We start from the raw sequence: 24,067 nt of genomic DNA, 5'->3' as shown, positions 1-24,067 counted from the left end.
ATTATCACTCTCCCAAACCGGTTCTGATTTGCACGGCACTGCCGCTTTTCACGGATTGCGCCACAGCAAGTGCGGTTGCCAGTGACCAGACACCATCGGCCCCACTTGCAGAAACTGCGCCTTTACCCTTGACCGCGTTGTGAAATGCCTCCAGCGCGGCTTCATAAAGATTGCGCTGCTCCAGCGGCAAAACCTGCTCACCTTCCGCATTGCGCAAAATGACAGAACCAACCGGCTTCTGCGTCATCACATTACGGGCAATCAGTGAGCCTTCTGTGCCATGGACTTCAAAACCTGTTTCGGCAAATTGCGTGGTGAAACCATCATGAAACTGAGCCAGCACACCGGATTTAAAGCGCAAGACACCCATCACCGCATCTTCCAGCCCTTGTTTTCCCATCCCGCCGGACTGACCGAAAGCCACCGCCTCAACCGGATCATCATTCAGCACAAAGCGCAGTGTGTCCGCATCATGCACGGTTATATCGAGGATAACGCCGCCACCGGCCTGCGGCCTATCAAGCCGCCAGCCCTGCAAATGCGGCGGTAGATAAACCGCATGAAAAACCCGCGCGGAAAGCGGTTTGCCGATCCTGCCTGCTGCGATTGCATCGCGCATGGCACGATGACTGGCAGCATTGCGTAAATGATGATTGGTGGCAAAAACCACCCCCGCCGCTCTGGCCGCCTCAACCATGGCACGGGCATCTTCAAGGGAAAGTGCCAGCGGTTTTTCACACAGCACATGCTTGCCTGCTTTTATCGCAGCTATAGCCTGATCGCGGTGCAGCTCATTTGTTGTCGAGATATAGACAGCATCGGTTTCCGCATCATTGACCAGCGCATCAAGCGTGGTGACAGATCGGGGAATTCTGTTCTCTTTCGCGTAAGTTTCGCCGCGCTCAGCACTGCTGCTCATCACGCTCACAACCTCACCACCCGTTGCACGGATTGCATCAATCACCCATTCTGAGGCGATTGTACTTGCGCCGATAAGACCCCACCGCACTGTCATCCCGTAATCCTCCGCTGTTCCCCTTGCTTTGTCGCACCGCAGCTTTCCCGCACGACTAGGCGCACGGAACTGACAATCGCCTCGGCTTCCGGTTGCCCTGCATTGATTTGCTTGAGCAGTAACTGTGCCGCTTTCTGCCCCATGCCCTGCGGATCGACGGAGACCGTGGTGAGTGCCGGAACCGCAGATTTGGCCTCAATCACATCGTCAAAACCGATAACGGCAAAATCAGCACCCGGCTCCAAGCGCTGCGCCCTCAACCCGTCACACACACCGAATGCCACCGCATCATTGAAACAAAGCGCGGCTGTCGGTTTGTCCGCAAGCTGCATTGCGCGCATTATGGCATCCACACCACCAGCGCGGGATGGCGCAGAACCGATAATCAGCGCCTCTTCGAGCACAATGCCTGCCCGTTGCAGAGCATCCGCATAACCCTGATAGCGCTCAGTAAACACGCCTGTATCGGCAAAACCGCCGAGAAAGGCGATCCGGTGATGCCCCAGCGCCACCAGATGCTCAACCGCAGCCATTGCCCCGCCGTGATTATCCGACATCAGAGAAGAAACTTTGGCACCAGCCACATTGCGCACAGTCGCAACAACCGGAATTCCGCTGGCGATCAGCGGCTTCAGATCAATGGCTTGCGTGCCGCGCGCAGGCGACACAATCAGTCCGGAAATACCGTGCTCACGCATAGAGGTAATGACTTCGCGCTGACGATCCGGACTTTCTCCCGTATGCGAAAGAAACTGCACATAGCCTGCCGACTGCACCACCATATCGACACCAACCGCGAGTTCGGCGAAAAAGCTGTTAGTCAGATCATTGACGACAAGGCCGATAATTTTTGAATTGGAACCGGACTGACGCAGATTGGCCGCGCCACGATTATAGACATAGCCAAGCTCGCGGATAACAGCGGTCACTTTAGCTCTTGTGGCCTCATTCACCAGCGGAGAATTTTGCAGAACAAGCGATACGGTCGACTTGGACACGCCCGCAGCCTGTGCAATTTCAACAACGGTGACACGCTTTTTATTCACGGTATTCTCCCTGTCTCCCCTCATAAAATTAGATCGTTCCAAATTTGTCAAGTGAAGATTAATCCGAAAAATCGATATAAATTGCCTGTTGCATCTGCAAAAAATTGAATTACTCTTTCAAAAATTGGAACGATCTAAATTATTTTCGCTTTTCCGGAGATTACAGCACCATGGCAATGTTGCGGCTTCCGAATGCAGACGGCACAATCACAGACTATCATCTGACAGGCACTGTCGTGCCTCGTCCGCAAACACTGCCGCAGTTCAATCGCATAGCCTATGCTGCCGCCCATATCGTCTCCGATCCGCTGCGTGAAACTGATCCGTGGAACCGCCCCGCCATCGACTGGGACGCGACCATGGCGTTTCGTCATCATCTCTGGAGCCTCGGCTTCAAAATCGCCGAAGCCATGGATACATCGCAACGCGGTATGGGGCTGGACTGGAACGGCGCGCAGCAACTCATCCGCCGCTCACTGGAAACCGCCCGTACTGTCAAAGGTGCAGATCTCGCTTGCGGGATTGGAACCGACCAACTTGTACTAGCTGACGCCAGATCTCTTGATGATGTGATCAGAGCCTATGAAACCCAGCTGGAATTTGTGGAGAAACATGGCGGCCGCGCCATTATGATGGCCAGTCGCGCTCTGGCACATATCGCCCGCAGCCCCGATGATTATGCGCTTGTCTATGGTCGGATTCTCTCTCAGGCGCAGAACAAAGTCGTCCTGCACTGGCTGGGTGAAATGTTTGACCCGCAACTTGGCAGCTACTGGACGGGTCAGGCAGACAGTCCCTTTGAAGATGCACTCACAAATGTTCTGGCGATTATCAATGATAACCGCTCCCGTGTTGAAGGCATTAAAATCTCATTGCTCGACAGTGCCTGCGAGATTGCACTGCGCAATCGCCTGCCTGAGAATGTACTGTGCTTCACCGGCGATGATTTTAATTATGCAGAACTCATTGAGGGAGACGGCAATCGCTACAGTCATGCCCTGCTCGGCATTTTCGATGCGGTCGCCCCTTCCGCCTCCTATGCGTTGAGTGCGCTTGCCGCCGGTGACAATGCAACATTTCGTTCGGTGATCGAGCCGACCGTGCCTTTATCACGCAAAATTTTTGAGGCACCGACACAATATTACAAGGCAGGCGTGGTGTTTCTGGCATGGCTCAACGGCCATCAAAATCATTTCACCATGCCTGCTGGTATGCAATCGGCACGCGGCCTGTTGCATTACACCGATATTTTCCGGCTGGCAGATCAGGCCAATGTGCTCGACAGGCCGGATCTGGCCATCCGCCGCATGCAAAACTGGCTAAGCACACAAGGCGTGGAATAAGTCTCTTCACTCTTGAAATCCTGCTCTCTGTTCAATTGACCCTGCGTTCCAAACGGCTATAAAGGCGGCTTTCTCAAAGATGCCTCCCCAATATCTCTCTCGGGCACAGATGCAAGGATTTGAACAATGACTGCGGGAAATCATTCACCCTCGGAGAAGATAACCCTCGGCCTCGATTTCGGCACAACCAACACTGTTATTGCCGTAGCAGACGGTAATGGCATTGCCGAAGTTATGAGCTTCCCGAAAGATGATGCTATCGTTTCAGCCTATCGTTCCGTGCTGTGCTTCTGGCAGGATGGTAATAAAGGCCATCGCAATGTTGAGAGCGGACCGTGGGCGATGGATCGCTTCATTGCTGATCCGCATAATTGCCGTTTTCTGCAATCCTTCAAATCTTTCGCCGCAAGCAAATCCTTCACCGATACGCCGGTCTACGGCAAGCGCTTTAAGTTCGAAGATCTGCTGCAAACTTTTCTGGAAACACTGGCCGAACGCCTCGGTGACAGACTGCCCTCCCGCGGTAACAAAGTCATCGTCGGTCGTCCGGTTACTTTTGCAGGCCATAATCCTGATGAAGCTCTGGCAATGGCGCGCTATGAGAAAGCACTGCGCGCCTTCGGCTTCACGGATATTCATTATGTTTATGAGCCGGTTGCAGCGGCATATTTCTATGCACAAAAGCTGACAGATACATCGACAGTACTGGTTGCCGACTTTGGCGGCGGAACGAGCGACTTTTCGATCGTAAATTTTGAGGTCGGCGCAAGTGGTTTGACTTCAACACCGCTCAGTCAGGTTGGTCTGGGCATTGCCGGTGATACATTTGACTACCGTATCATTGATAATGTGGTCTCTCCGAAGCTCGGCAAGAAGAGCAATTACAAGTCCTTTGGCAAGGTGCTGCAGGTTCCGAACCATTATTTTGCGAATTTTGCCCGCTGGAATACCCTGTTTCTGATGAACTCCCCGTCCACACTTCGGGAGCTTCATGAACTCGCATCGCAGGCAGAGCATCCGCAAGCCCTCAACCACTTCATTGAAATGATTGAAGGCGATTACGGCTTTGAGCTTTACCGCGTCGTATCAGATGTCAAAGCAGGCCTGTCCTCCTCCCAGACATCCGATCTGCATTTCAAAGCCGAGAATTTTAAAATCGAAGCCCAAATTCAGCGTTCGGATTTTGAAAAATGGATTGCCGAAGATATGCAGGCAATCTCCGCCTCCGTTGACAGCGCAGTACGGAATGCCGGTTTGCAGGATAAAGATATTGACCGCGTCTTCCTCACCGGCGGCACATCCTTTGTTCCGGCAATTAAAACCCTGTTCTCGCAGCAATTTGAACATGCGGATGTTTCCAGCAGCAACCAGTTCGACTCCATCGCCACCGGTCTCGCACTGATCGGTCAGAGCAATGATATTGAACGCTGGTCAGTCAAATTCTGATTGATCCTGATCAATGTAAAGAGCGCAGACTCATGCGAAGAATCCTTCAACAAAATAAATCAAGGAAGGAAACAGCATGTCCAACACACCGCATACACTTGGCGAAGAATTTCCGGGCAAACTGGATGAGATTCATGCCCTGAAAGCCGCTGATCCGCGCTTTGCCAAAGTGCTTGAGGAATATGACGACGTGAATGATCAGATTCACCGCGCAGAGACAAAGATTGAACCGACCAGTCAGGACAATGAAACAGCTCTGCGCAAGCGTCGTCTTGCATTGAAAGACGAGATTGAACAGGCACTCAGCCAGCAGGCCTGATATCTCGCATAGCGACTGAAAACACAGTCCTCAGGAGCATTTTCAATCTCAACCATTGAAAATGCTCTTTTTTTGACCGGCCAATTATTTTCTACAATTGATAGCGTGCCCTGTCCGAATCGCTCTACTCTGCCGCAAGCACATAGCGCAGGACGACTTGCGCCGGTGTAACCCAACGGGGACGACCCCGCCTGCCAGGGAGTACATCATATGGCCGGACCAATTGAACAATTTCAAATCAAACCACTGGCAGAATTTGGTGAGGTCGGCGGCTTTCAGATCGCCTTTACCAATTCAGCCCTGTTCATGCTGATTGCCACAATCGGCGCCGGTGCCTATCTGTTTTTATCGGCACGCGGCAGAACCCTTATCCCTGACCGCTGGCAATCCTCGTCCGAAATTTTATATGAATTTGTGTCCACGACACTGCGGGACAATACCGGTGAAGAAGGCAGACGTTTCTTTCCGCTGGTCTTTTCCCTCTTCATGTTCATTCTCACGGCCAATCTGCTCGGAATGTTCCCTTATGCCTTCACTGTAACAGCGCATATTATTGTAACATTCGGCCTTGCCATGACCGTCTTCCTGACCGTGACAATCTATGGCTTTATACGTAACGGAACCAAATTTTTCCGCCTTTTCATGCCGTCAGGCGTACCGCTAATTCTGGCACCGATTATTGTGCCGATTGAGATTATGTCTTTTCTCTCAAGACCGGTCAGCCATTCGGTTCGTCTCTTCGCTGTGATGCTCGCAGGACATATTACGCTGAAAGTTTTCGCAGGCTTTGTTGTCTCGCTGACAGGCCTTGGCACATTGGGCGTTATCACCGCCATTCTGCCACTGGCAATGACAGTCGGCATCACCGCTCTCGAATTTCTGATGGCAGTGATTCAGGCCTATGTCTTCACCATGCTCACTTGCATGTATCTGAATGATGCGCTGCATCCGTCCCATTAAAATATCAGAGACCTTCAGCCGCCACTTACTCCGGCGGCTGAACCGGCTTCACATCTTCCAGTACAAAACGCAGCATATCTTCAACGGCATAAGGAAGCATTGAGCCGTGACTTTCACCGGCAAACTGATGGAAGCTTGCTGAAACGCCAGGCAACGCAACCAGCTCCTGATAAATATCCCTGCCATTCGGCCCGCCACGCAATGCCTTCAGCTGCGCTGCACGATCCTTGTCAACGCCCTCACGCATCACTGACTTGCCTGCTGTCTCAATCAGCACTTTGACCGGCTTACCCGTCTCCGTTGCCTGCTCAATGAAACGATCCTTCTCTTTCAGAATTGAGCGGTTATTCCACCAGACAGACGGATCAGCGGCGCTATAAGTCTGAAAGCTACCTTTCTCACTAAAAAGCGCATGCAGCGTGAATAAGCCCCCGAGGGAGTGGCCGAACAGGGTCTGATTGTTTTTATCAACGGCAAAGCGCCGCTCTATTTCCGGCTTCACTTGCTGTTCAATGAAATTCAGGAATGCGGCATTGCCTCCGGTGCGCGGCAGATCAGCATCATTTCCGCGTGAAGGGATCAGTTCCGCAGGTGTTTCCGGTGTCAGATCATAATATCTGGAGCGCACAATATCTTCGCGCGATTGTGTCGGATAGCCGATACCGACAATCAGTGCACGCAATTGCGGCCTTTTTTTCACCACATCCACGGCCATCGGAAAGGTCGAATTGCCGTCAATCATATAGATGACCGGCATGGGCTTGTCATTTTCCGCAGTTTTTGGCGCAGCAACAAAAATCCGGTATTCAATTCCGTTTGCACGCATATCAAAAACTGAAGTCACCGGATCGCCCTGCTCTGCCGCCATCACATTGGCCATTCCATAAAGCTGCATCGCTAAAAAACTGCCAAGAAATGCAATGAGATAAAGTAGTTCAGACGTCTTATTCAAAATACGCATCAGTACCAACATTCATTTATTATCGGGCATTATCTGGTCATGGCAAATTACAGGCTGGATTGAAAATATGACAGCCTGAAATTCATACTGCAGAACATTACAAATTTGTAATTGGCTTGTTCATATTCAGTACACATTTACAGCTAGATATTACTCCTATGCCAATTAAAGGCTCAAGTTAATTTGTGACGGAGTTATAATTACCATGAATACAAAAACTTTAATTCTTGCACTCGTTGCTTCATCTGTACTCGCATCACCTGTTCTTGCACAGGATGCATCGAAAACGAATACTGAAAAAACTGTTGAACAGACCTCCAAAAAGCCTGAGCGTGAGCCGATTGATCTCGCAAAATTCTCCCGCATGGATGAGTTAAAAGCGGCCGACACCGATAAGGACGGCATCCTCTCCCGCGAAGAAATTGAAGCCCATGCTCTCAAAATGATGGTGAAACGCTCGGCAGACCGCATGGAGCGCCGCCTTGATGTGAATGGCGACGGAAAAATCTCGCTTGAAGCCGTTGAGAAAAAGCGCGCGGAACGCTTTGCCGAACTGGATAAAAACAAAGACGGCAAACTGGATCGGAGCGAGTTAAAAGCCGGTAAGCGCCATGGCAAAGACGGACACCATGGCAGACATGGTCAAGGTGAACATCCGAAGCCATAAAACCAACAGCCCGGCTTAATGCCGGGCTTTCTTTTTTCTCAGCAAAAACCCGTCCCGCTCATCAAAAAGTGAAATTTTTAGTCATTGATTTTCTTTTTATTTTAGTACCAAATTATAGAAATAGGAGAGATATCATGCCTTTTCAAAAGACTGATTATCTTGGAATTTACAAACCTGAACAAATAAAGACGCTTCAGACCGCCTATAATGAGGTCTGCGAGATTCTCGGTTATTGCCCGACAACGGACGAGAATAAAGATCAGTTAGCGCGCACCGTCATCCGTATTTATGAAAGCGGAATAAAAGACCCGAAGGAAATCGCCGGATTGATCGCCCGCATTGAAAATCTCCGCTCCTGAACCTGCCTGAAACCTGCTTTGCTTGATCCTAATCAATGCACCACCATCACTTGCGCGATAAAACCTCCCTGTAATCTTTGAAAGAACTGACCGCTTCGGAAATTGCCGTTTGCGCAGAGAACAGCTTGCGAATGCAACTCACATCTGCCTGCAGCTTTTCACGAAACCGGCCAGAGACAAAGGCACAGAGCTTCTGGTTCATATTGAGAACCACTCTCGGAGGGACAAATGTCGACTAATTTCCATCTGGCATCAATGATCGGCTCAATCGCATTTATTGTTCTGGTCGGCTCAGGATTCATTGTCGTTCTGACAGTGCCTTCTCTGGCACAAAAACCTATTTATCCGATGCTGGCGGTTGTCGGTGCGGCTCTGCTCATCACACCGGTTATCGGGTGGTATGTTGCAACCCGTATACAACGGTAAGACCCTGTATTCTGCAGGTGAAGCATAAATATCGCATCTGCAGAATATGCATCAAGAATGTGAGAGCATATCAGCAATCACTTGCTAAATTTCCGCTTGCCTGAAATACTTGATTTATCCTGACATTGCTCCTCAGATCTTGCCCTGAGAACCATGTCAGCGGAACCATTTCTTTGTGGTTACGTTGATATGACAGAGCATAAGGGAGGCAATGAAATGTCCACTCGTTTTCAGATTGCCGTTTTACTCAGCCTGATGATTAACGCAGTTCTTTTCGGAATTGGGATGATCATCGTTCTCACAATCCCTGATCTGGCACAAAACGCCAAATATCTTATTCCTCTGGTTATTGGCTGCAGTTTTCTGATTACACCATTTATCGCCTGGTTCATGGCACCGCGCATGCGAAACCGGTACTGGCAGAACAGAAACCACAAAACCGGAAGTTTTTGATAGGTACAGGTCAGGGTCTCAAACAATAAGGGTCTTACCATGCGTATGTTTATAATTGCTGTGGCCGCCATTGTTGCACTTTCCGGCTGCACAACGACAGAAAAAGATCTCAGCGTTGGTACAGCGGCAGGCGCAGTCATCGGCGGCATTGCCGGCGGCGGCAGAGGCGCATTGATCGGCGCAGGTGCAGGCGCTCTCGGTGGTCTTCTGGTTCGCAATCTGCGTAACGGTTATTGTGAATACCGTAACAGCCGCGGCCAGATTTATACCGCACGCTGCAAATAACAGCGCAACATAGTGCCGGCCAGAACTGGCCGGTATGCACGACCTGAAAGCGGCCTCTGCAACCCAGACGGCCGCTTTTATCTTTGCTGTCGCCTCCTGAAAGTGAGGTACACCCGCACAGATATCTGTCTGCCCTGCACTTCACAACGAATGGTCTGTGCTTTAATTTCAGGACTTCAAAATACGGGAACAGAAGTCCCGCACTATAAAATCAATGAACGGCTCTCAATGTCATCTTTTGCACCCAAAACACCAGGCAGAACCGTTATTGAAATTCTGAAAGTCATGTTCATTACCATGCCCATGACGGCAGTGGTTATGTTTGCCGTGATTGGCACATTGATTTTCATCAATAAATATTATCCGGATTCGACGATTACCTTAGAAGATATGATGAATTACGTCACCGTCGGCATCACAATTCTGCTGACAATGCCGCTTATGCAACGCGGCATGCACCGGTATTTCTGGTATGTGCAGAATAATCCAAACTCAAAAATTCCGCCTTGGGGCACAGCGGTTCCGCCGGTTCCTTATGTAAAAAATCCGGCAAGCATTCATCTGCTTCGCATCGCTCTGTATCTGTTCGCAATCATTTCATTATTGCTGATCTTTGCGCCCTTATCCCATCAGAAAGCCCTGTTTCGCACAACAATGAGCGTTCCGGGCATTCACCGGAATTTCTTTCCGTTCTTACAGATCGTAGCCTATTTTTTGATTTTCGGTTTCTTATTGCTGATCGCTTTTGCATCAACACAATATAAGAAATATCTGGCAACAAGAGCAGTTACAGAGGCGGATATGCTTCGTTATAACCTAAACGAATGCTGGCTCTTCGCCTTCTCCGTCACCTATGTTCTGACAGGATTGCTGTGCTTTATCTTTGGCACCATGATAATTCGCACACTCACTTAAACAGTTATTTTAAAATCACACCCGCATTTAAAGACAATACACATATTGCATCAGAATATCGCAAGTAGTGATTTAGAATGCATCAGTTTCCAAGATAATCTTTAGCCTGAACCGGTATTACTGCCGATTCCCAAGCAAAATTCATACTGAAAGAGACACCTGCTCTTTATCAGGATCAGGCAGTTAATAAATCTCATTCACAGATCAGAGAGATACACCGATGAAAAGCATTTTAGGTATTGCTCTTATTGTTGCTGCAACAACAATAGCTGGCTGCTCGAAAGAGCCAGCATGCACACCGGAAATAATTGCCAAGAAAGCGCAGGAACTGAATGCTGCCTTACAAGAGTCGATCATGAAAGACCCGACTAAAGTGCAGGAATTGTCGGCAAAAGTTCAGGAACTTGCCACTAAATACAATGGCGCGGATGATTCTCAGGCATGTAAGGCATATGATGATTTACTGTCTGCCATAAAAGGCTAAAATACAACGGGCTCCTTATCCTCTAAGGAGCCCGCTTTCTTGAAATACAGCTATATAGATAAGCCCTGCAGCGTGAGGCTTGATCTGAGCTGATATCAGGCCGTTTTGCGCTGACGGGTAGAAAAGAACACCAAAAGCCCTGCTGCAAAACCATAGGCAGCCCATTTATAAGGCAACAGATCAGCGATTTCGCTGCGTATAGCACGAACGGCTACAGTACCGGGACGCGTTTCTACGCCCGTTTGGCCATCATTGCGCACCCGTTCAATTGTCTGCGGTGAAACAACCCACTCTGCATCCGTATATTTATCATAGGCCATAAAACCGAAACCGACGATGAGTGCCACGACGACTGCAGCTATCAGGCGAGTTCGAATATTCATCTGCGATCTTCCATGATTTAAACAATAGTTGTGCAGTAAATTCATCAACAAGAAGTTTTCAAGCTATCAGTTCGTCTGAGTTACTTTTGACAATCATTAAGCACCAAAAAAGAATATAATACCGGCATATCCTCGCAGAAAATCCTGCATCTGAATGCGAGTATTTTGTTTATAAAAAATATATCAGCTTAAAATTATTGTTTTAATTATAAAACCAACCTAAGCACTCCCGCAGATAAGCGCTTATTATATCCGAGTGCTTACGCGCCTGATAAATAAAGAAAGTTACAATATGATCATACGTCTATCAAAAATCTTTATGGTGATGGCAATTGCCCTATTTGCATCCTTGGTAGCATTTGGCAACATCACAGATTACGGCTCAAATTTTGCATTTGTGCATCACGTATTCCTCATGGATACAATCTTTCCTGATGCAACAATCAAGTACAGAGCCATTGAATCTGAATGGCTTCATCACGTAGGTTATATTGGCATTATAACCCTCGAAACACTGACGGCCATTATCTGCTGGGTTGCAGGTTTCAAACTGCTTGCAGCACGCAATGAACCTGCCAAAGTTTTCAATAAAAGCAAAAACCTTGCAGTTGCAGGTCTCACCCTCGGCTTTCTGACATGGCAGGTCGCCTTTATGTCGGTGGGTGGTGAATGGTTCGGAATGTGGATGTCCAAACAGTGGAATGGCGTGCCTGACGCATTCCGCTTCTTCGTGACCATCATTCTGGTTCTGATTTATCTGGTTCAGCCGGATAAAGACGACGAATAAGATTTAAATAACAACCCTGCCGCAGCCATATGCGGCAGGGCTTTGCTTTGCCTCAACAAAAGCCTGAAGCATTCTACGAAACTCAGCCGAAAGGGACTCTTATCCAGTGCTTCCCCATACGAACTCGTCTGTACAATCTTGAGGAACCAGAGATTGTATTATAGAGCGCAGCCTTAAACGGCCTTTTGACTTCACGTAATATTCGCTGCATGAGTTTTGGCCTGGCGGATTTCACCTGCTTCTGCATCCAGATATCTCTGTCGAGATTAATGGTACTAGGTGATCCGCTTTGCTGACATAATGCAGGAATAACCTGGCAAACGGTCATGTTATTTAACACTCCGCGATCATGTGTAAATAACAAACGATCAATAGGAATGTTCATATCATCAAGAAGAGATAATAACTTCTTCGCTGCCTCTCGCGATATGATATAAGCTGCAGCACCAACATGGGGTGACAACAACCGTCCCAACCGAATGCGAGCATCCGGTAATTCGACAAGATGTTTTATATGAACAAGATGTCCACAGGTATCGAGCTTAACAATGTCGGCACCCTTTGGTATCCAATTCATATCAGTCAGATATCTTTCAACACCATCAGAAAACTGTACATCATCCTCTAAAACGACACCATATTCATTTTGAGACGCTGCAATAAGCTCAATACATTTTTTATGACTTAGATAACATCCGATTTCACCTGGGGTTAGACTATAAACCCAGTCACGCTCATCCTGAGACATTAACATCCCATCAACAGCAGCAATCCGTATAAACGACAATCCTATTCTATCAAATGTTTTTTGCATTGCTTGCAGGCGGTCTCCTCGCCTGTCCAGATTGATAAGATATACCTCCATCACGCCCCACTACAAACAGAGATAAAAAAATAAAAACTTGATAAGTAAAACTGAAACAGTCTTACGAATTAATAATCTCATATATTGGTGTATTGGGTATTATTTCCTTACCCTTCAGACCAGAGTTATAAAGATGTAAGCCCACTGTCCTTGACGTAACCAGATCACTAACAGTTAAGCCCTCCTCGAAAAGCATATTAGATACAGCTCCATACATTGGCGAAAAAGCATCAATTGCATAGGCATATGACTCTAACTGCAGCTTTTTAACATGATATGTCAAAAGCTGAGGCCCAATAACTCCCCATTCCTGCTCTGAAACGTGCTTGCCACGTCCAATAATTTTTTTAAAACTCCGAGACAATTGCTTTTTTTTAGGCAGCCATGGTGGAATAAAATACGGGTCCTCAGATGCCTCCAATAAAGAATTCAATAAATTACTATTATAAGGAACCTTTAAAATTGCAGGATTTAATAACGTATTGCTCTCCCATGAGAGAACATAATCAGCATCAGGAAATGGCTTAAGACAATATACATCGCAATCGACATACAGACCTAACCCCTCCCTCTGAATTCGGTACCTATACATATCCGAAGCAATGGCCAGACTTCCGGTTGTCTTATGGGCGAAGATCTCTTTCTCATCCATCAATTTGCTTGCATCAAACAGCCGAACACCATCCGGAGTATCTTCAGGTTTGCCGTATGCGTGTAAAACAACATCATGCCCATGGCGTATCAAAGAGCGCAAACAGGCGGCATGAACTAAACCAAGCTTTTTGCCGATCCAAACCGTATTTACTGTAGTCATATAACATCACCATAGCCGTAAAATATTCCGCCTAAATAATCACATCACCGTATAAAGCAAGCATTTGCATTCGGTTCAGCAGATTTAGGAACTATGTCTTCATATTATAAACAGGGCGCGTTCACCTTTTGCACGAAGGAATGGATTGAAAGAATCATGAATATTCAATGCGCATTTCAAGTCAAAATGCGACATGCCTGTCCGCCAATTATTTTACAGACGGCGATATTCCGGAAAAGTTCAGGAAAGCTGACGCATGATGAAAAACACTGTTTTCAACTTATTGTGAGTGAAAAAAAGTGCTGCCAGTCATTGAAAATAGCGCTGTAATAAACACGTCACAAATATCATAAAAACCAACGATAATCATCTCGAGCAACATCAATACAAGTAATTGATTTTATTTAGCAATTTTACGACTCTCCATATTCATGACACTAATTTTAAGGTAAGGCACCTCTTTAAAAAGGTCTCATTCGATCAGGTATTTTTCCACGCTAATCTCACAACAATTTTACCACTCACTAAATTGTGACCAAAAAGATACAGGGTCATTTCCATCTCATATTTCAGTAATTTTTCATATTTCCATACCCTCCCGCCTTCCATATCAACCGCAGCGCAAGATGTTTCCGAATCTCAAAATTGGAAAGTCTCAACAATCAATCGCTTACGCGGGAGAATACACAATGACCATTAAGAGCCTTCTTTTCGGCTCCGCTGCAGCACTCGTTGCAGCAACCGGCGCTCAGGCTGCCGACGCCATCGTTGCACCAGAACCAGAAGCAGTAGAATATGTGCGCGTTTGCGACGCTTACGGCGCTGGCTACTTCTACATTCCAGGCACAGAAACCTGCCTGCGTCTTTCCGGTTATGTTCGCGCTGACTTTAAAGCTGGCGATGACGTTTACAAAGGTCATGACCGCGAAACTTGGTCAACCAACACCCGCTTCACACTGCGCACACACACAGCTTCGGAAACCGAACTCGGCACACTGAAGACCTTCACCGAAAACCGTTTCAACTTCGGTGACGGCGCACAGGGCAGCCACACTCTGAAGCACGCTTACATTCAGCTGGGCGGCCTGCTCATCGGTAAAACCGATTCAGCATTCCACACCCTCACAGGTTACCTCGGCGACGTAATCAACGATGACGTTGTATCGCCAGGCGCATACAACACAAACATCATCAGCTACACCTTCAAGGGCGGCAACGGCTTCTCGGCAGTTATCTCCGCTGAACAGGGCGAACAGGTTACAGCATTCACCGATGGCGTTAAAACCTACAACGGCGTAATCGACGATTACATGCCACACGTTGTTGGTGGTCTGAAGTTCGAACAGGCTTGGGGTTCGATCGCTGGTGTTGCAGCTTACGACTCTGAAATCGAAGAGTGGGCTGGTAAAGTTCGCCTCGATGTAAACGTAACTGACGTATTCTCCGTATGGGTACAGGGCGGTTACGCTTCTTATGAAGAAGCTGTTGGCATGTACGGCAACTGGGGCGGCGATTGGGCTGTCTGGGGTGGTCTGAAGTACAAGGCAACCGACAAAGCTACTTTCAACCTGCAGGCTGCTTACGAAGATTTCGGCAAACAGGCTTACACTGCAAACGTAGCTTACCAGCTGGTTCCAGGCTTCACAATTACTCCTGAAGTTTCCTACACCAAGTGGAAAGACACCGACAAATACGCTCCAGCCGTTCGTGGCGAAGGCGCATTCGGTGGTATGATCCGCTTCCAGCGTTCGTTCTAATAAAATTTACTAGGGGGATGAATATAACGCATCTCCCTAAGAGCGTAGTCTAGACTTGGTTATGACCTCCAGTCATCAAAATACTTTCCATTCAGCTACGCTCACGGGACACGGCGGGAAATCAAACATCTCGCCGTGTTTTTATTTTCTAAACACAATAAGATATTCCAGCCTCTTTTTACAAACCGCCCTTCGGCATTATCCTTCTCATTTAAAACGATAAACACGCCAAGCACTTATCCGAGGATAAGAGTGCTATTCAGGCATATTAAACCGGCGGATTTCCTCATTCATCCAATCTCTGAATGCACAAACTTTCGGGTGATCACGACTGCCTTTTGCATAAATAAGATCATAGCCATGCTCAACATTCAGACGGAATGCCGGAAACAGCTCCACCAGCCGGCCTGAGGCCAGATCCTCGGCGACAAGCACGCTGCGCCCCAGTGCCACGCCCTCACCTCTGATTGCCGCCTCTATGGACATACTTCCATGACTGTAACCGGCACCGCGTATATTACTGCCTTTTATCCCGAAGAACTCAAACCAACGATGCCAGTCTGTTTTCATTCCGTTTTCATGTATCAATTTACAGGAAAGCAAATCTGAGGCAGTGGCTATACCTCCCGTTTTCTCACGATAAGCAGGTGAACAAACCGGACTTACAGTTTCGTCCATGATGCGCTCACTATCCGCATTGGGATATATGCCATTCCCGTAACGTAAAACGACATGCGCGGAGGAAACATTAAAATCGACAGCATTTTCATTCACCTCTAGATGGATATCGTAATCGGGGTAACAACTCATCAAGCGGTGCAAACGCTGCGCTAACCATTTGCTCGCAAATGAAATACTGCAATTGATGACCAGTTTTGCATCAGTATTTCTAGTCCGGATATTTTCAGTCTCCCGCGCCAGTTCCGACAGCAAGTGAGTAACTGCGGCAAAGTAATTTGCCCCGTCATCCGTAAACTCAATTTTCCGCGTCAAGCGTTTAAACAGCCTGCAACCAAGATCATCTTCCAAAGCTTTGATCTGCCTGCTGACGGCTCCGTGCGTGACACACAGCTCTTCTGCAGCAAGCGTCATACTCAATCGCCTGCCCGCAGCCTCAAAAGCACGAAGCGTTTGTAACGGAGGAAGATGGCCTGCCATATTTTACACCCATACATGACAAAATCTCACGCATAGTGTGATTATAAATGGTTTGTCTGCAAGAGGCAGAGAGCGGTAAATCTTAAGAAAAGCTCGCGCTATTTTGAGGATTTCTCAATGAGTCAAACCTTAAGCAACAAAACTGCATATATGGCAATTTCTCACAAGCCGGTCACGCTTGTCAGCTTTGGTGCAATGTTGCTTCTGGCGCTCATGTGGGGGCTCTCCATACCAGCAACCAAGCTGGGTCTAAACTCAACACCACCATTGACACTCACCGCATTGCGTTATGCAGTCGCCGTACCGTTTATGCTGTTGCTGTTAATCGGGAAAAAGCCTTTACCGTGGAAAGCAGTCCCCACCGTGGCTATGCTTGGCATCATCGGCATTGGTTTGGGACAGGTCGCGCAGACAATAGGTGTAAATGGTACATCGGCATCAGTAGGAACCATTCTCTCCGCAACCATTCCCTTGTTTATTGTGAGCTTTGCAACATACCGGTTAAAGCAGCCGATCACGATTATTCAGATATGCGGTGTTGCGACAGCGTTTATTGGCATTGTCGTTGTTGCATTTGAGAACACATCCTCTGACATAACCACCACGTTTTCAGGGCCTGTCTGGATACAGATTTCGGCCATTGCGGTTGCGTTCTATTATGTCTGGAGTGTTGAACTGACACTTAAATATGGAACAGTCGTGGTCGTAACATGGAGCACATTCTTCGGGCTGCTGGCAATGATCCCGCTTGCTGCCTGGGAAACTTATCAGGCTCCCTTTACACTCACAGCCGTTTCACTCGGTGCGGCTGCATATCTTGGATTAATCGTGAGTGTAGCCGGATTATTCTTATGGATCAGTATTTTAAAGAATGTACCGGCACCGGTCGCAGCCAGCATTCAATATCTTCAGCCAGTATTTGGGATCATTGCTTCAGCCATCCTGTTCGGTGACAATATTGGCTTACAATTTTTGCTCGGTGTCTCACTTATATTGGCAGGTCTCGCACTCACTATGCGTAATAAAAAGGCACGGTAAATATAGGTATCGATCAATCAGCCGACGTATAATTGCCAAAATCGCACCATGTATTTCCTTATCTGAACATTGCAACACGCCGCACAGGAATGAAAATTTTGATAAGAGCTTGTTTTGAAATGAAAAGAGCTATTCCTCTGCTCATTGCCTCCCTCGCATTAACGGCCTGCGGCGCGGGCAAAGCTGCAATGGACTCAGGAAAAAGCTTTGACCGTTACGCCTGCATGTCCAAAAACCTCAAAGGACAAGAGCCGTGCTCAAACCCGACTGAGCCGGCAACGCAGCCATAATATGCGATGATGCAATAATTCAGGAGTCCGCTCAACACCGGACAAATCAGCCACAACAAATGCCAGCGACACTATAAAAAACCCCGCCGAAGCGGGGTAAAGTCTCGCAAGCTCATGTACTAAACAGCACGTCTCTTTAATTCTACAAATCAAAAGCGCAAAAAATCACTTGAGCAAAAAAACTGCCCCAATTTGCACCGGCTTCCCCACTCTTGTACGGGTTTCCAACTGCAGGATTTCCCGATGGCGGCTTAATTTGTTGTTCTCGGGCAGCATCACACCACGGGCCAGCATTTGCGACCCCGAGACTTGATCCGGTAGCCATTGAAGCTATTAAAAATACGACAATAATAGATTTCTTCATATATCCACCCTCCAATATACAAAATTAATAATATTGTAGTTTGGCACGAAATAAATCCCAGTTCTGAGGCCACAATTAAAGCCCCGCAATAAGTGATGGCTAGAACACTGACACACGTCCTAAACTGGTGGCTTAAGCAGTAAACGGATCATTATAACCGTCAGACGCAATTCAGCCTCTCAGCCGACATGTTAATTGGTAGCAGGCACTATCCGCACCAAAACTTCACACATTGCAGCGATGATCAAAGTGAATAAATGAATTCCCCGACATCCGAGGTCGATAATGTATGCTGCTGGGTTTATCGTTCTGTTGTTAATGAGTTTAATTGCCATAGCAGCAAATAATAAACTTCATCATCTGCACAGACTTCCGATGCAATGGAGTCTTTCCGGACAGGTTAACTGGTCAGCTCCGAGAGTTATAGCACTGGCTTCATTTCCTGCCATTTTTGCGGTGATCAGCTCTGCGCTAATTCTGACCAGTATTTCAGAGCATCAGCAGTCAACAACTCAATCCCTTATTTTTCTGGGCATTGTGATGATTGGCTTACAGATATTACATCTCTGGCTCGTCCATAAAAAAAGCAGCCATTAAGCCGCCTTTTCAAAACTATAATTTTAATCTCCCCAGCGCTCTGACAATAGCGAACAGGAAGCCGAATCCTGACAGCGGAGAATCAACCTTCGGTCAGTCAATGATTACACAGCATCAAACATGCTACCAAAGAGATGGCAGGAATAGCCTTTGCATTAAGCGATAATATGTGTGGGAAAAGATTATAAAACGCTTCTCAGTATCAAATCTCAATTCTGAGATTAGTTGAAAAAGCACAACAATTACAATGAAAAGATTGTAAGTGGTGCCCCCAGAGAGACTCGAACTCCCGACCCCCTGATTACAAATCAGGTGCTCTACCAACTGAGCTATAAGGGCAACTGACGGCTAGATAGCATATTCTTTTTGTTTGTAAAACGGAAAATCGCTTAGACGCAGAAAAAATAACAATGTTTTGCCTCTTATCCACATTTAGGCTACAAATCCTCATCTAATCATGCAGCTTTTCGGCAGAAACTGATGAAATACCCGTATAAAAAATTCTTTTATATCACTTCAGGCACTCCGGAATCGGTCTCGGCCGCGGAATCATTACGCAATCGCTATGGTGAATCACCTGCAGATGAAGCAGATGCTCTCATCGTGCTTGGCGGTGACGGGGTCATGTTACAGGCTTTGCACGATCATATGAATCACGAGCGCCCGATTTACGGCATGAATCGCGGCTCGGTCGGCTTCCTTATGAATGAGTATCACGAGGAAGACTTACCCAAGCGTATTGCAGCCGCTCATGCAGAAACCATCCGCCCTCTTGAAATGATTACTGAATCGCGTGAGAGCGGCACCGTCAAAGCACTGGCCATTAATGAAGTGTCCGTTTTGCGCCAATCTTATCAGGCGGCGAAAATCCGTATCAGCATTGATGACAAGGTGCGGTTGGAAGAACTGATCTGCGACGGACTGATGGTGGCCACCCCTGCCGGCTCCACTGCCTATAATCTGTCTGCTCAGGGACCAATCCTGCCGCTCGACTCCCCGCTGCTGGCTCTGACACCCGTCAGCCCTTTCCGCCCGCGTCGTTGGCGCGGTGCATTGCTGCCGAAGTCAGTGACTGTGCGGATGGATATACTTGAAGTCGACAAGCGACCGGTCAATGCTGTTGCGGATCATACAGAAGTGAAATCCGTCACCTCCGTAACTGTGCGCGAAGATACGCAAAACCGTGTCACGCTGCTTTTTGATGAAGAGCATACATGGGATGAGCGCATCCTCAATGAGCAGTTCCGTTATTAAGCGCCGTGCGCCTATTGGCGCACAAAACTCGTACTAGTCAGAAAGCCAAGAAAAATCCGGCCGAAACCGCATAGTTAGTCATACACGGATCTGCAAAACCACTGATAAAACAGAGATAAACAGCATCGCTTTATAACAATGCGATGCTTCTATTGGCAGATCGTATAGTTGTGGGCTGCCGGAATATCAATTATATCAACCTAAATCGAAGCAAAAACGGCATTTTTGTTGACTTTTTGGCCTGTTCCCCGTAACGGCTTTATTAATTTTAACGCAATGCGCAAACATAAGCGCTTTTCCTGTCCTGTTGTCATGCGGACATTACCGGTCGGGTCCAGTGCGCTTCTTCCAAAAAGAGAGCTACGCCTCCATTGACGACATTTGCAGAACTCGGTCTGTCACCGAAAATACTGGCAGCGGTAGAAGCCGCCGGTTACACCACCCCTACTCCTATTCAGGCTGGCGCCATTCCTCAGGCCTTGGAACGTAAAGACGTTCTCGGCATTGCCCAGACCGGTACCGGTAAAACAGCATCCTTTGTATTGCCGATGCTGCATCTGCTTGAAAAAGGTCGTGCACGCGCACGTATGCCGCGCACACTCATTCTTGAACCAACCCGCGAACTCGCAGCGCAGGTTGAAGAGAATTTTGTAAAATACGGCGTTAATCACCGTATTAACGTTGCTCTGCTGATCGGCGGCGTCTCCTTTGATGAACAGGAGCGCAAGCTGGAACGCGGTGCTGATGTGCTGATCGCTACTCCTGGTCGTCTGCTCGATCATTTTGAGCGGGGAAAACTGCTGCTGACCGGTGTTGAAATTCTGGTTATCGACGAAGCAGACCGTATGCTGGATATGGGGTTCATTCCGGATATCGAGCGTATCTGCAAGCTGATCCCTTTCACCCGTCAGACCTTGTTCTTCTCGGCAACCATGCCTGCGGAAATCACCAAGCTGACTGAGCAGTTCCTGCATTCGCCAGCGCGCGTTGAGGTTGCCAAAGCATCGACAACCGCGAAGACTGTGACGCAGCGCCTGGTTAAATCGGCTAAGAAGCCATGGGATAAACGCGCAGTGCTGCGTGATCTTATTCAGGCCGAAGGCGATGATCTGAAAAATGCGATCATTTTCTGCAACCGCAAAATGGATGTGTCAGAACTGTTCCGCTCGCTGGTAAAGCACGGCTTCAATGCCGGTGCGCTCCATGGCGATATGGATCAGCGCGCGCGCATGACCATGCTGAGCAATTTTAAAGACGGCAATCTTCAGCTTTTGGTGGCTTCCGATGTGGCTGCCCGTGGTCTGGATATTCCGGATGTCAGCCATGTGTTCAACTATGACATTCCGATCCATGCGGAAGATTATGTCCACCGCATCGGCCGTACCGGTCGTGCAGGCCGCTCGGGCAAGGCATTCTCGATCATCACCGGTGCAGATACCAAATATCTTGATGCCATCGAGAAAATGATCGGCGAAAAGATTGAATGGCTGGACGGTGATCTCTCCACTCTGCCTGCACAGGAAGAGACCGAAGAGACCGGTCGCCGCGGTCGTAACAACCGTGGTAAAAACGGCAAGAAATCCCGTGATAAAGATCACAAGGAAAAACAGGCACAGCCACGTGTTGCAGAAGAAAAAACTGCTGAAGCACCTCAGGCCGTGGCTGACATTTCCGCGCTCAATGCGCCGCAGCCTGTTCTGCCGGATAATGTCTCCATCGGCACTGCCGTTACAGCGGAACCGGTTCGCCCTGCTCCGCACAAAAACGGCCATGAAGATCGCCGCCAGAACCACAACCAGAATGGCCAGCAGAATAAACGTCATCGTCGTGATTTTGACGATGAACCGTCACCGCTGGGCTTCGGCGATGATATTCCGGCCTTCATGCTGATACCGATCAATATTTAAAAAAGAAAAACCCGCCGAATGGCGGGTTTTTTATTATCTGTATTTAACGGGATAATCAGGCAGCGCGATGCGCAGCATCCAGTGCTTCCTGAGTAACCGGTGCCAGCTCAACGGATTCACCACAACCGCAGGCCGATGTCTGGTTCGGGTTATTGAAAACAAAACCTGTGCGCAGAGTTGTCACTTCAAAATCCATCTGTGTGCCAAGCAGAAACAATGCAGCTTCCGGTGCCACATAGACTTTTGCACCTTCATGCTCGATGAGGTCATCACCGGCTTTGGCTTCTTCAGCCAACGCAATCGTATATTCCATACCGGCGCAGCCGCCCTTTTTCACTCCCACGCGGATACCCAGAGCATCCTCATGAGAGGCCTGAATTTCGCGCACGCGTTCCGCTGCTGCGTCGGTCAGGGTCATGATGGAAAAACGTCCCATAAAATTTCTCACTTGTATCTGTTACATGGTTCAAGGCCATGTAGTTTCAACTTGCGAGGCCAACCTGAAATCCTGCACTAAGCCCCGATTGTCCGGTTTACCTCTGATACTCTATCTAGTCTCACACAGTCCTGACTGCAAGTAAAGCAACGCTCTGATCCTGCATTTAACGCAAGATTTTCTGTTCTTTACAGCGCATAAGAATAAAATGAATAATTCGCAAAACGCGTAAAATTGCCATGATCTGTTTGCAGTCTTTTGCGAATAAAAGAGCATCTCAGGTTCTTTGCCTCAGCTAAGCGGAGATTTTAATGGGTATTCAGCAAAGCCGTCATAACCCCGCATCACATCGTCCCGTTGCATTGGCCATCACACAGGATCGCGCTCGGCAACAACGCCTTACAATTATGCGATTGCTTGGAACCACGATTATCGGTGCAGCTTTGCTGACCGGCAGTGCGATTTATGCCAAGGCGGCGGGTACAGCTGAAACCAAAGACAAGCCTGCAGCACAGCAAAAGGTAAAGCCAGATGCCTTAAAAAAGGCCGGTGAAGCAGCAGCTAAAGATTCTGAGGAAGAAAAAGCCAAGGTCGAAAAAGCGAAAGCGGAGAAAACTGAAGCTGAAAAGCCGAAAGAAGATGCTGTGCCTGCGGATAAGCCGGACGCTAAAAAATCCACAGAAGCCACAGACAAGCCCGAAGCTCCGGCCCCTGAAGCCACAAAAGAAGTGGCTGAAGGCTTGGTTCTGCCCGATTATGTGGATGACCGCAGCACACCGCAGAAATTGCTGGAATCCTATTACAACGCCATTAACCGCAAAGAATATGTGCGTGCCTACAGCTATTATGCTGAAGGCCAGCAGGGCGATGATTTTGAGAAATATGCCAAGGGCTATGCCGGTACAGAATCTGTCAGCATTAAACTCGGCAGCAGCGAACCTGATCCGGGTGCCGGTCAGATCTATTGGTCTGTGCCGATTGCTATCGAATCCAAACTCGCTGAAGGTAAGTCGCAGGTTTATACCGGTTGCTACACGATCAGCATGAGCAACCCTGCCATGCAGGCAGTGCCGCCATTCAAGCCAATGGCAATCATGGCAGGCACGCTGTCAAAATCGCCGTTGCCGCTTGAAAAAAGCGTGCCGGAAGAATGCGGTGCACCTTAATTTCTGTATTCAGCTCTTTAAAAAGCCTGTCATCACTGACAGGCTTTTTGTTTTACGGCTTACGCGGATGAATGAGCTGCGTGCTGACACCAATCCGGTTCCACAAATTGATCATGCCGACTGCCACAATCAGCTTGGCAATTTCTTCTTCGGAGAACAGCGCTTTGACACTTTCATAAAGAGTATCCGGCACGCCGAGTTCTGCAACCCGCGTGAGATGTTCGGTCCATTCCAGCACAGCACGGTCACGCGCATCAAAACACGGCGATTCACGCCATGCGCTTGTCATATATAAAGTCTGCATATCCATACCGTCTTTATGAGCATCACGGATATGAATATCTGTACAATAGGAACATCCGTTAATCTGTGAAGCGCGGATTTTCACCAGATGCAGCAGACGCTTATCCAGCCCCGCTGCATCAACGGCTGCGTCCAATGCCTGTATTGATTGATAAAGCTCTGGTGTAATTTTCGCGATATTTATTCTGCTTTGCATAAGTTTTGTCCGAAATAAAAGTTTGCCCTAGAATCATCGATATAATATATCCATGATATGAAATTAACAAATC

27 protein-coding genes and 1 tRNA gene are annotated in these 24,067 nt (G+C 48.1%); 17 read left to right on the top strand and 11 right to left on the bottom strand.

What is annotated here, in order from left to right; all coding sequences use genetic code 11:
• Nucleotides 1-4 precede the first annotated feature (4 nt).
• Both F7P81_RS07435 and F7P81_RS07430 read right to left on the bottom strand, forming a co-directional pair.
• On the bottom strand, nt 5-1,015 hold the full coding sequence (locus F7P81_RS07435) for a Gfo/Idh/MocA family protein (protein ID WP_151159071.1): 1,011 nt from the start codon (nt 1,013-1,015) through the stop codon (nt 5-7).
• Nucleotides 1,012-2,061 carry a LacI family DNA-binding transcriptional regulator gene (locus F7P81_RS07430; RefSeq protein WP_151159070.1) on the bottom strand — a complete coding sequence of 350 codons (1,050 nt, stop codon included), beginning with the start codon at nt 2,059-2,061 and terminating at the stop codon, nt 1,012-1,014. The genes F7P81_RS07435 and F7P81_RS07430 overlap by 4 nt, the downstream gene beginning before the upstream one ends.
• Nucleotides 2,062-2,231: 170 nt before the next feature.
• Between F7P81_RS07430 and F7P81_RS07425 the strand changes: the two genes are divergently transcribed.
• From F7P81_RS07425 to F7P81_RS07410, 4 genes are all read left to right on the top strand, one after another.
• Entirely contained in the window at nt 2,232-3,404 is a 1,173-nt protein-coding gene (locus tag F7P81_RS07425) for a dihydrodipicolinate synthase family protein (RefSeq protein ID WP_151159069.1), read from the top strand.
• A 126-nt stretch (nt 3,405-3,530) separates the two neighbouring features.
• Nucleotides 3,531-4,850, top strand: a complete 1,320-nt coding sequence (locus F7P81_RS07420) for an Hsp70 family protein (protein ID WP_022709415.1) — start codon at nt 3,531-3,533, stop codon at nt 4,848-4,850.
• Between the two features lie 76 nt (nt 4,851-4,926).
• Nucleotides 4,927-5,169 carry an HP1242/YdcH family protein gene (locus F7P81_RS07415; protein ID WP_028233253.1) on the top strand — a complete coding sequence of 81 codons (243 nt, stop codon included), beginning with the start codon at nt 4,927-4,929 and terminating at the stop codon, nt 5,167-5,169.
• A gap of 210 nt (nt 5,170-5,379) precedes the next feature.
• Complete coding sequence (locus F7P81_RS07410; RefSeq protein ID WP_151159068.1) at nt 5,380-6,129, top strand: F0F1 ATP synthase subunit A; 750 nt, start codon at nt 5,380-5,382, stop codon at nt 6,127-6,129.
• 25 nt (nt 6,130-6,154) lie between these two features.
• Here the strand turns inward: F7P81_RS07410 and F7P81_RS07405 are convergent, their stop codons facing one another.
• Nucleotides 6,155-7,081 carry an alpha/beta hydrolase gene (locus F7P81_RS07405; protein WP_246176064.1) on the bottom strand — a complete coding sequence of 309 codons (927 nt, stop codon included), beginning with the start codon at nt 7,079-7,081 and terminating at the stop codon, nt 6,155-6,157.
• Between the two features lie 214 nt (nt 7,082-7,295).
• Between F7P81_RS07405 and F7P81_RS07400 the strand changes: the two genes are divergently transcribed.
• The 7 genes from F7P81_RS07400 to F7P81_RS07370 all read left to right on the top strand — a co-directional run bounded on the left by F7P81_RS07400 (nt 7,296) and on the right by F7P81_RS07370 (nt 10,679).
• Nucleotides 7,296-7,757, top strand: a complete 462-nt coding sequence (locus F7P81_RS07400) for an EF-hand domain-containing protein (RefSeq protein ID WP_075654906.1) — start codon at nt 7,296-7,298, stop codon at nt 7,755-7,757.
• A gap of 134 nt (nt 7,758-7,891) precedes the next feature.
• A complete protein-coding gene (locus tag F7P81_RS07395; protein WP_028233250.1) occupies nt 7,892-8,116 on the top strand; it encodes a hypothetical protein in 225 nt (74 codons plus the stop codon).
• A 228-nt stretch (nt 8,117-8,344) separates the two neighbouring features.
• Nucleotides 8,345-8,542, top strand: coding sequence for a hypothetical protein (locus F7P81_RS07390; protein WP_022709411.1), 198 nt, complete (start codon nt 8,345-8,347; stop codon nt 8,540-8,542).
• Nucleotides 8,543-8,695: 153 nt separating this feature from the next.
• Nucleotides 8,696-8,995, top strand: coding sequence for a hypothetical protein (locus F7P81_RS07385; RefSeq protein ID WP_238481617.1), 300 nt, complete (start codon nt 8,696-8,698; stop codon nt 8,993-8,995).
• Nucleotides 8,996-9,034: 39 nt separating this feature from the next.
• Nucleotides 9,035-9,280, top strand: a complete 246-nt coding sequence (locus F7P81_RS07380) for a hypothetical protein (RefSeq protein WP_022709409.1) — start codon at nt 9,035-9,037, stop codon at nt 9,278-9,280.
• Between the two features lie 12 nt (nt 9,281-9,292).
• Complete coding sequence (locus tag F7P81_RS07375; RefSeq protein ID WP_151159067.1) at nt 9,293-10,195, top strand: hypothetical protein; 903 nt, start codon at nt 9,293-9,295, stop codon at nt 10,193-10,195.
• Nucleotides 10,196-10,415: 220 nt separating this feature from the next.
• Nucleotides 10,416-10,679, top strand: a complete 264-nt coding sequence (locus tag F7P81_RS07370; RefSeq protein WP_022709407.1) for a hypothetical protein — start codon at nt 10,416-10,418, stop codon at nt 10,677-10,679.
• A 95-nt stretch (nt 10,680-10,774) separates the two neighbouring features.
• Here F7P81_RS07370 and F7P81_RS07365 read toward each other — a convergent pair whose 3' ends face one another.
• Nucleotides 10,775-11,062, bottom strand: a complete 288-nt coding sequence (locus F7P81_RS07365; RefSeq protein ID WP_151159066.1) for a hypothetical protein — start codon at nt 11,060-11,062, stop codon at nt 10,775-10,777.
• Nucleotides 11,063-11,354: 292 nt separating this feature from the next.
• On the opposite strand from F7P81_RS07365, the gene F7P81_RS07360 reads away from it, so the two are divergent.
• Nucleotides 11,355-11,849, top strand: coding sequence for a DUF2165 family protein (locus F7P81_RS07360; RefSeq protein WP_022709405.1), 495 nt, complete (start codon nt 11,355-11,357; stop codon nt 11,847-11,849).
• A gap of 82 nt (nt 11,850-11,931) precedes the next feature.
• On the opposite strand, the gene F7P81_RS07355 is transcribed toward F7P81_RS07360, so the two are convergent.
• Nucleotides 11,932-12,714 carry a glycosyltransferase family 25 protein gene (locus tag F7P81_RS07355; RefSeq protein ID WP_151159065.1) on the bottom strand — a complete coding sequence of 261 codons (783 nt, stop codon included), beginning with the start codon at nt 12,712-12,714 and terminating at the stop codon, nt 11,932-11,934.
• 61 nt (nt 12,715-12,775) lie between these two features.
• Nucleotides 12,776-13,528: a glycosyltransferase family 32 protein gene (locus tag F7P81_RS07350; protein ID WP_022709403.1), complete on the bottom strand. Its 753-nt coding sequence runs from the start codon at nt 13,526-13,528 to the stop codon at nt 12,776-12,778.
• Nucleotides 13,529-14,217: 689 nt separating this feature from the next.
• Here F7P81_RS07350 and F7P81_RS07345 point away from each other — a divergent pair.
• Nucleotides 14,218-15,285: a porin gene (locus F7P81_RS07345; RefSeq protein ID WP_151159064.1), complete on the top strand. Its 1,068-nt coding sequence runs from the start codon at nt 14,218-14,220 to the stop codon at nt 15,283-15,285.
• A 255-nt stretch (nt 15,286-15,540) separates the two neighbouring features.
• On the opposite strand, the gene gcvA is transcribed toward F7P81_RS07345, so the two are convergent.
• Entirely contained in the window at nt 15,541-16,443 is a 903-nt protein-coding gene (gene gcvA, locus F7P81_RS07340) for a transcriptional regulator GcvA (protein ID WP_151159063.1), read from the bottom strand.
• 117 nt (nt 16,444-16,560) lie between these two features.
• Between gcvA and F7P81_RS07335 the strand changes: the two genes are divergently transcribed.
• Nucleotides 16,561-17,481: a DMT family transporter gene (locus tag F7P81_RS07335; RefSeq protein ID WP_246176063.1), complete on the top strand. Its 921-nt coding sequence runs from the start codon at nt 16,561-16,563 to the stop codon at nt 17,479-17,481.
• 432 nt (nt 17,482-17,913) lie between these two features.
• Here F7P81_RS07335 and F7P81_RS07325 read toward each other — a convergent pair whose 3' ends face one another.
• Entirely contained in the window at nt 17,914-18,135 is a 222-nt protein-coding gene (locus tag F7P81_RS07325) for a hypothetical protein (RefSeq protein WP_139316355.1), read from the bottom strand.
• A gap of 860 nt (nt 18,136-18,995) precedes the next feature.
• Nucleotides 18,996-19,071: transfer RNA gene (locus F7P81_RS07320), tRNA-Thr, on the bottom strand.
• A gap of 141 nt (nt 19,072-19,212) precedes the next feature.
• Here F7P81_RS07320 and F7P81_RS07315 point away from each other — a divergent pair.
• Nucleotides 19,213-19,986 (top strand): NAD kinase, encoded by a 774-nt coding sequence (locus F7P81_RS07315; RefSeq protein ID WP_151159061.1) that lies wholly within the window; start codon nt 19,213-19,215, stop codon nt 19,984-19,986.
• A 371-nt stretch (nt 19,987-20,357) separates the two neighbouring features.
• Nucleotides 20,358-21,893: a DEAD/DEAH box helicase gene (locus tag F7P81_RS07310; protein ID WP_151159060.1), complete on the top strand. Its 1,536-nt coding sequence runs from the start codon at nt 20,358-20,360 to the stop codon at nt 21,891-21,893.
• A gap of 55 nt (nt 21,894-21,948) precedes the next feature.
• On the opposite strand, the gene sufA is transcribed toward F7P81_RS07310, so the two are convergent.
• A complete protein-coding gene (gene sufA / locus F7P81_RS07305; RefSeq protein ID WP_075654899.1) occupies nt 21,949-22,329 on the bottom strand; it encodes a Fe-S cluster assembly scaffold SufA in 381 nt (126 codons plus the stop codon).
• A 311-nt stretch (nt 22,330-22,640) separates the two neighbouring features.
• Here sufA and F7P81_RS17260 point away from each other — a divergent pair, with 311 nt between their 5' ends.
• Nucleotides 22,641-23,495 (top strand): cell envelope integrity TolA family protein, encoded by an 855-nt coding sequence (locus tag F7P81_RS17260; protein ID WP_151159059.1) that lies wholly within the window; start codon nt 22,641-22,643, stop codon nt 23,493-23,495.
• Between the two features lie 52 nt (nt 23,496-23,547).
• Here F7P81_RS17260 and F7P81_RS07295 read toward each other — a convergent pair whose 3' ends face one another.
• A complete protein-coding gene (locus F7P81_RS07295; RefSeq protein ID WP_151159058.1) occupies nt 23,548-23,994 on the bottom strand; it encodes a carboxymuconolactone decarboxylase family protein in 447 nt (148 codons plus the stop codon).
• Between the last annotated feature and the right edge of the window lie 73 nt (nt 23,995-24,067).

It is taken from the genome of Pseudochrobactrum saccharolyticum (assembly GCF_008801715.1).
GTDB lineage: Bacteria > Pseudomonadota > Alphaproteobacteria > Rhizobiales > Rhizobiaceae > Pseudochrobactrum > Pseudochrobactrum saccharolyticum.
The sequence above is the reverse complement of the archived record's forward strand: the minus strand, read 5'-3'. Positions and strand labels throughout refer to the sequence as shown.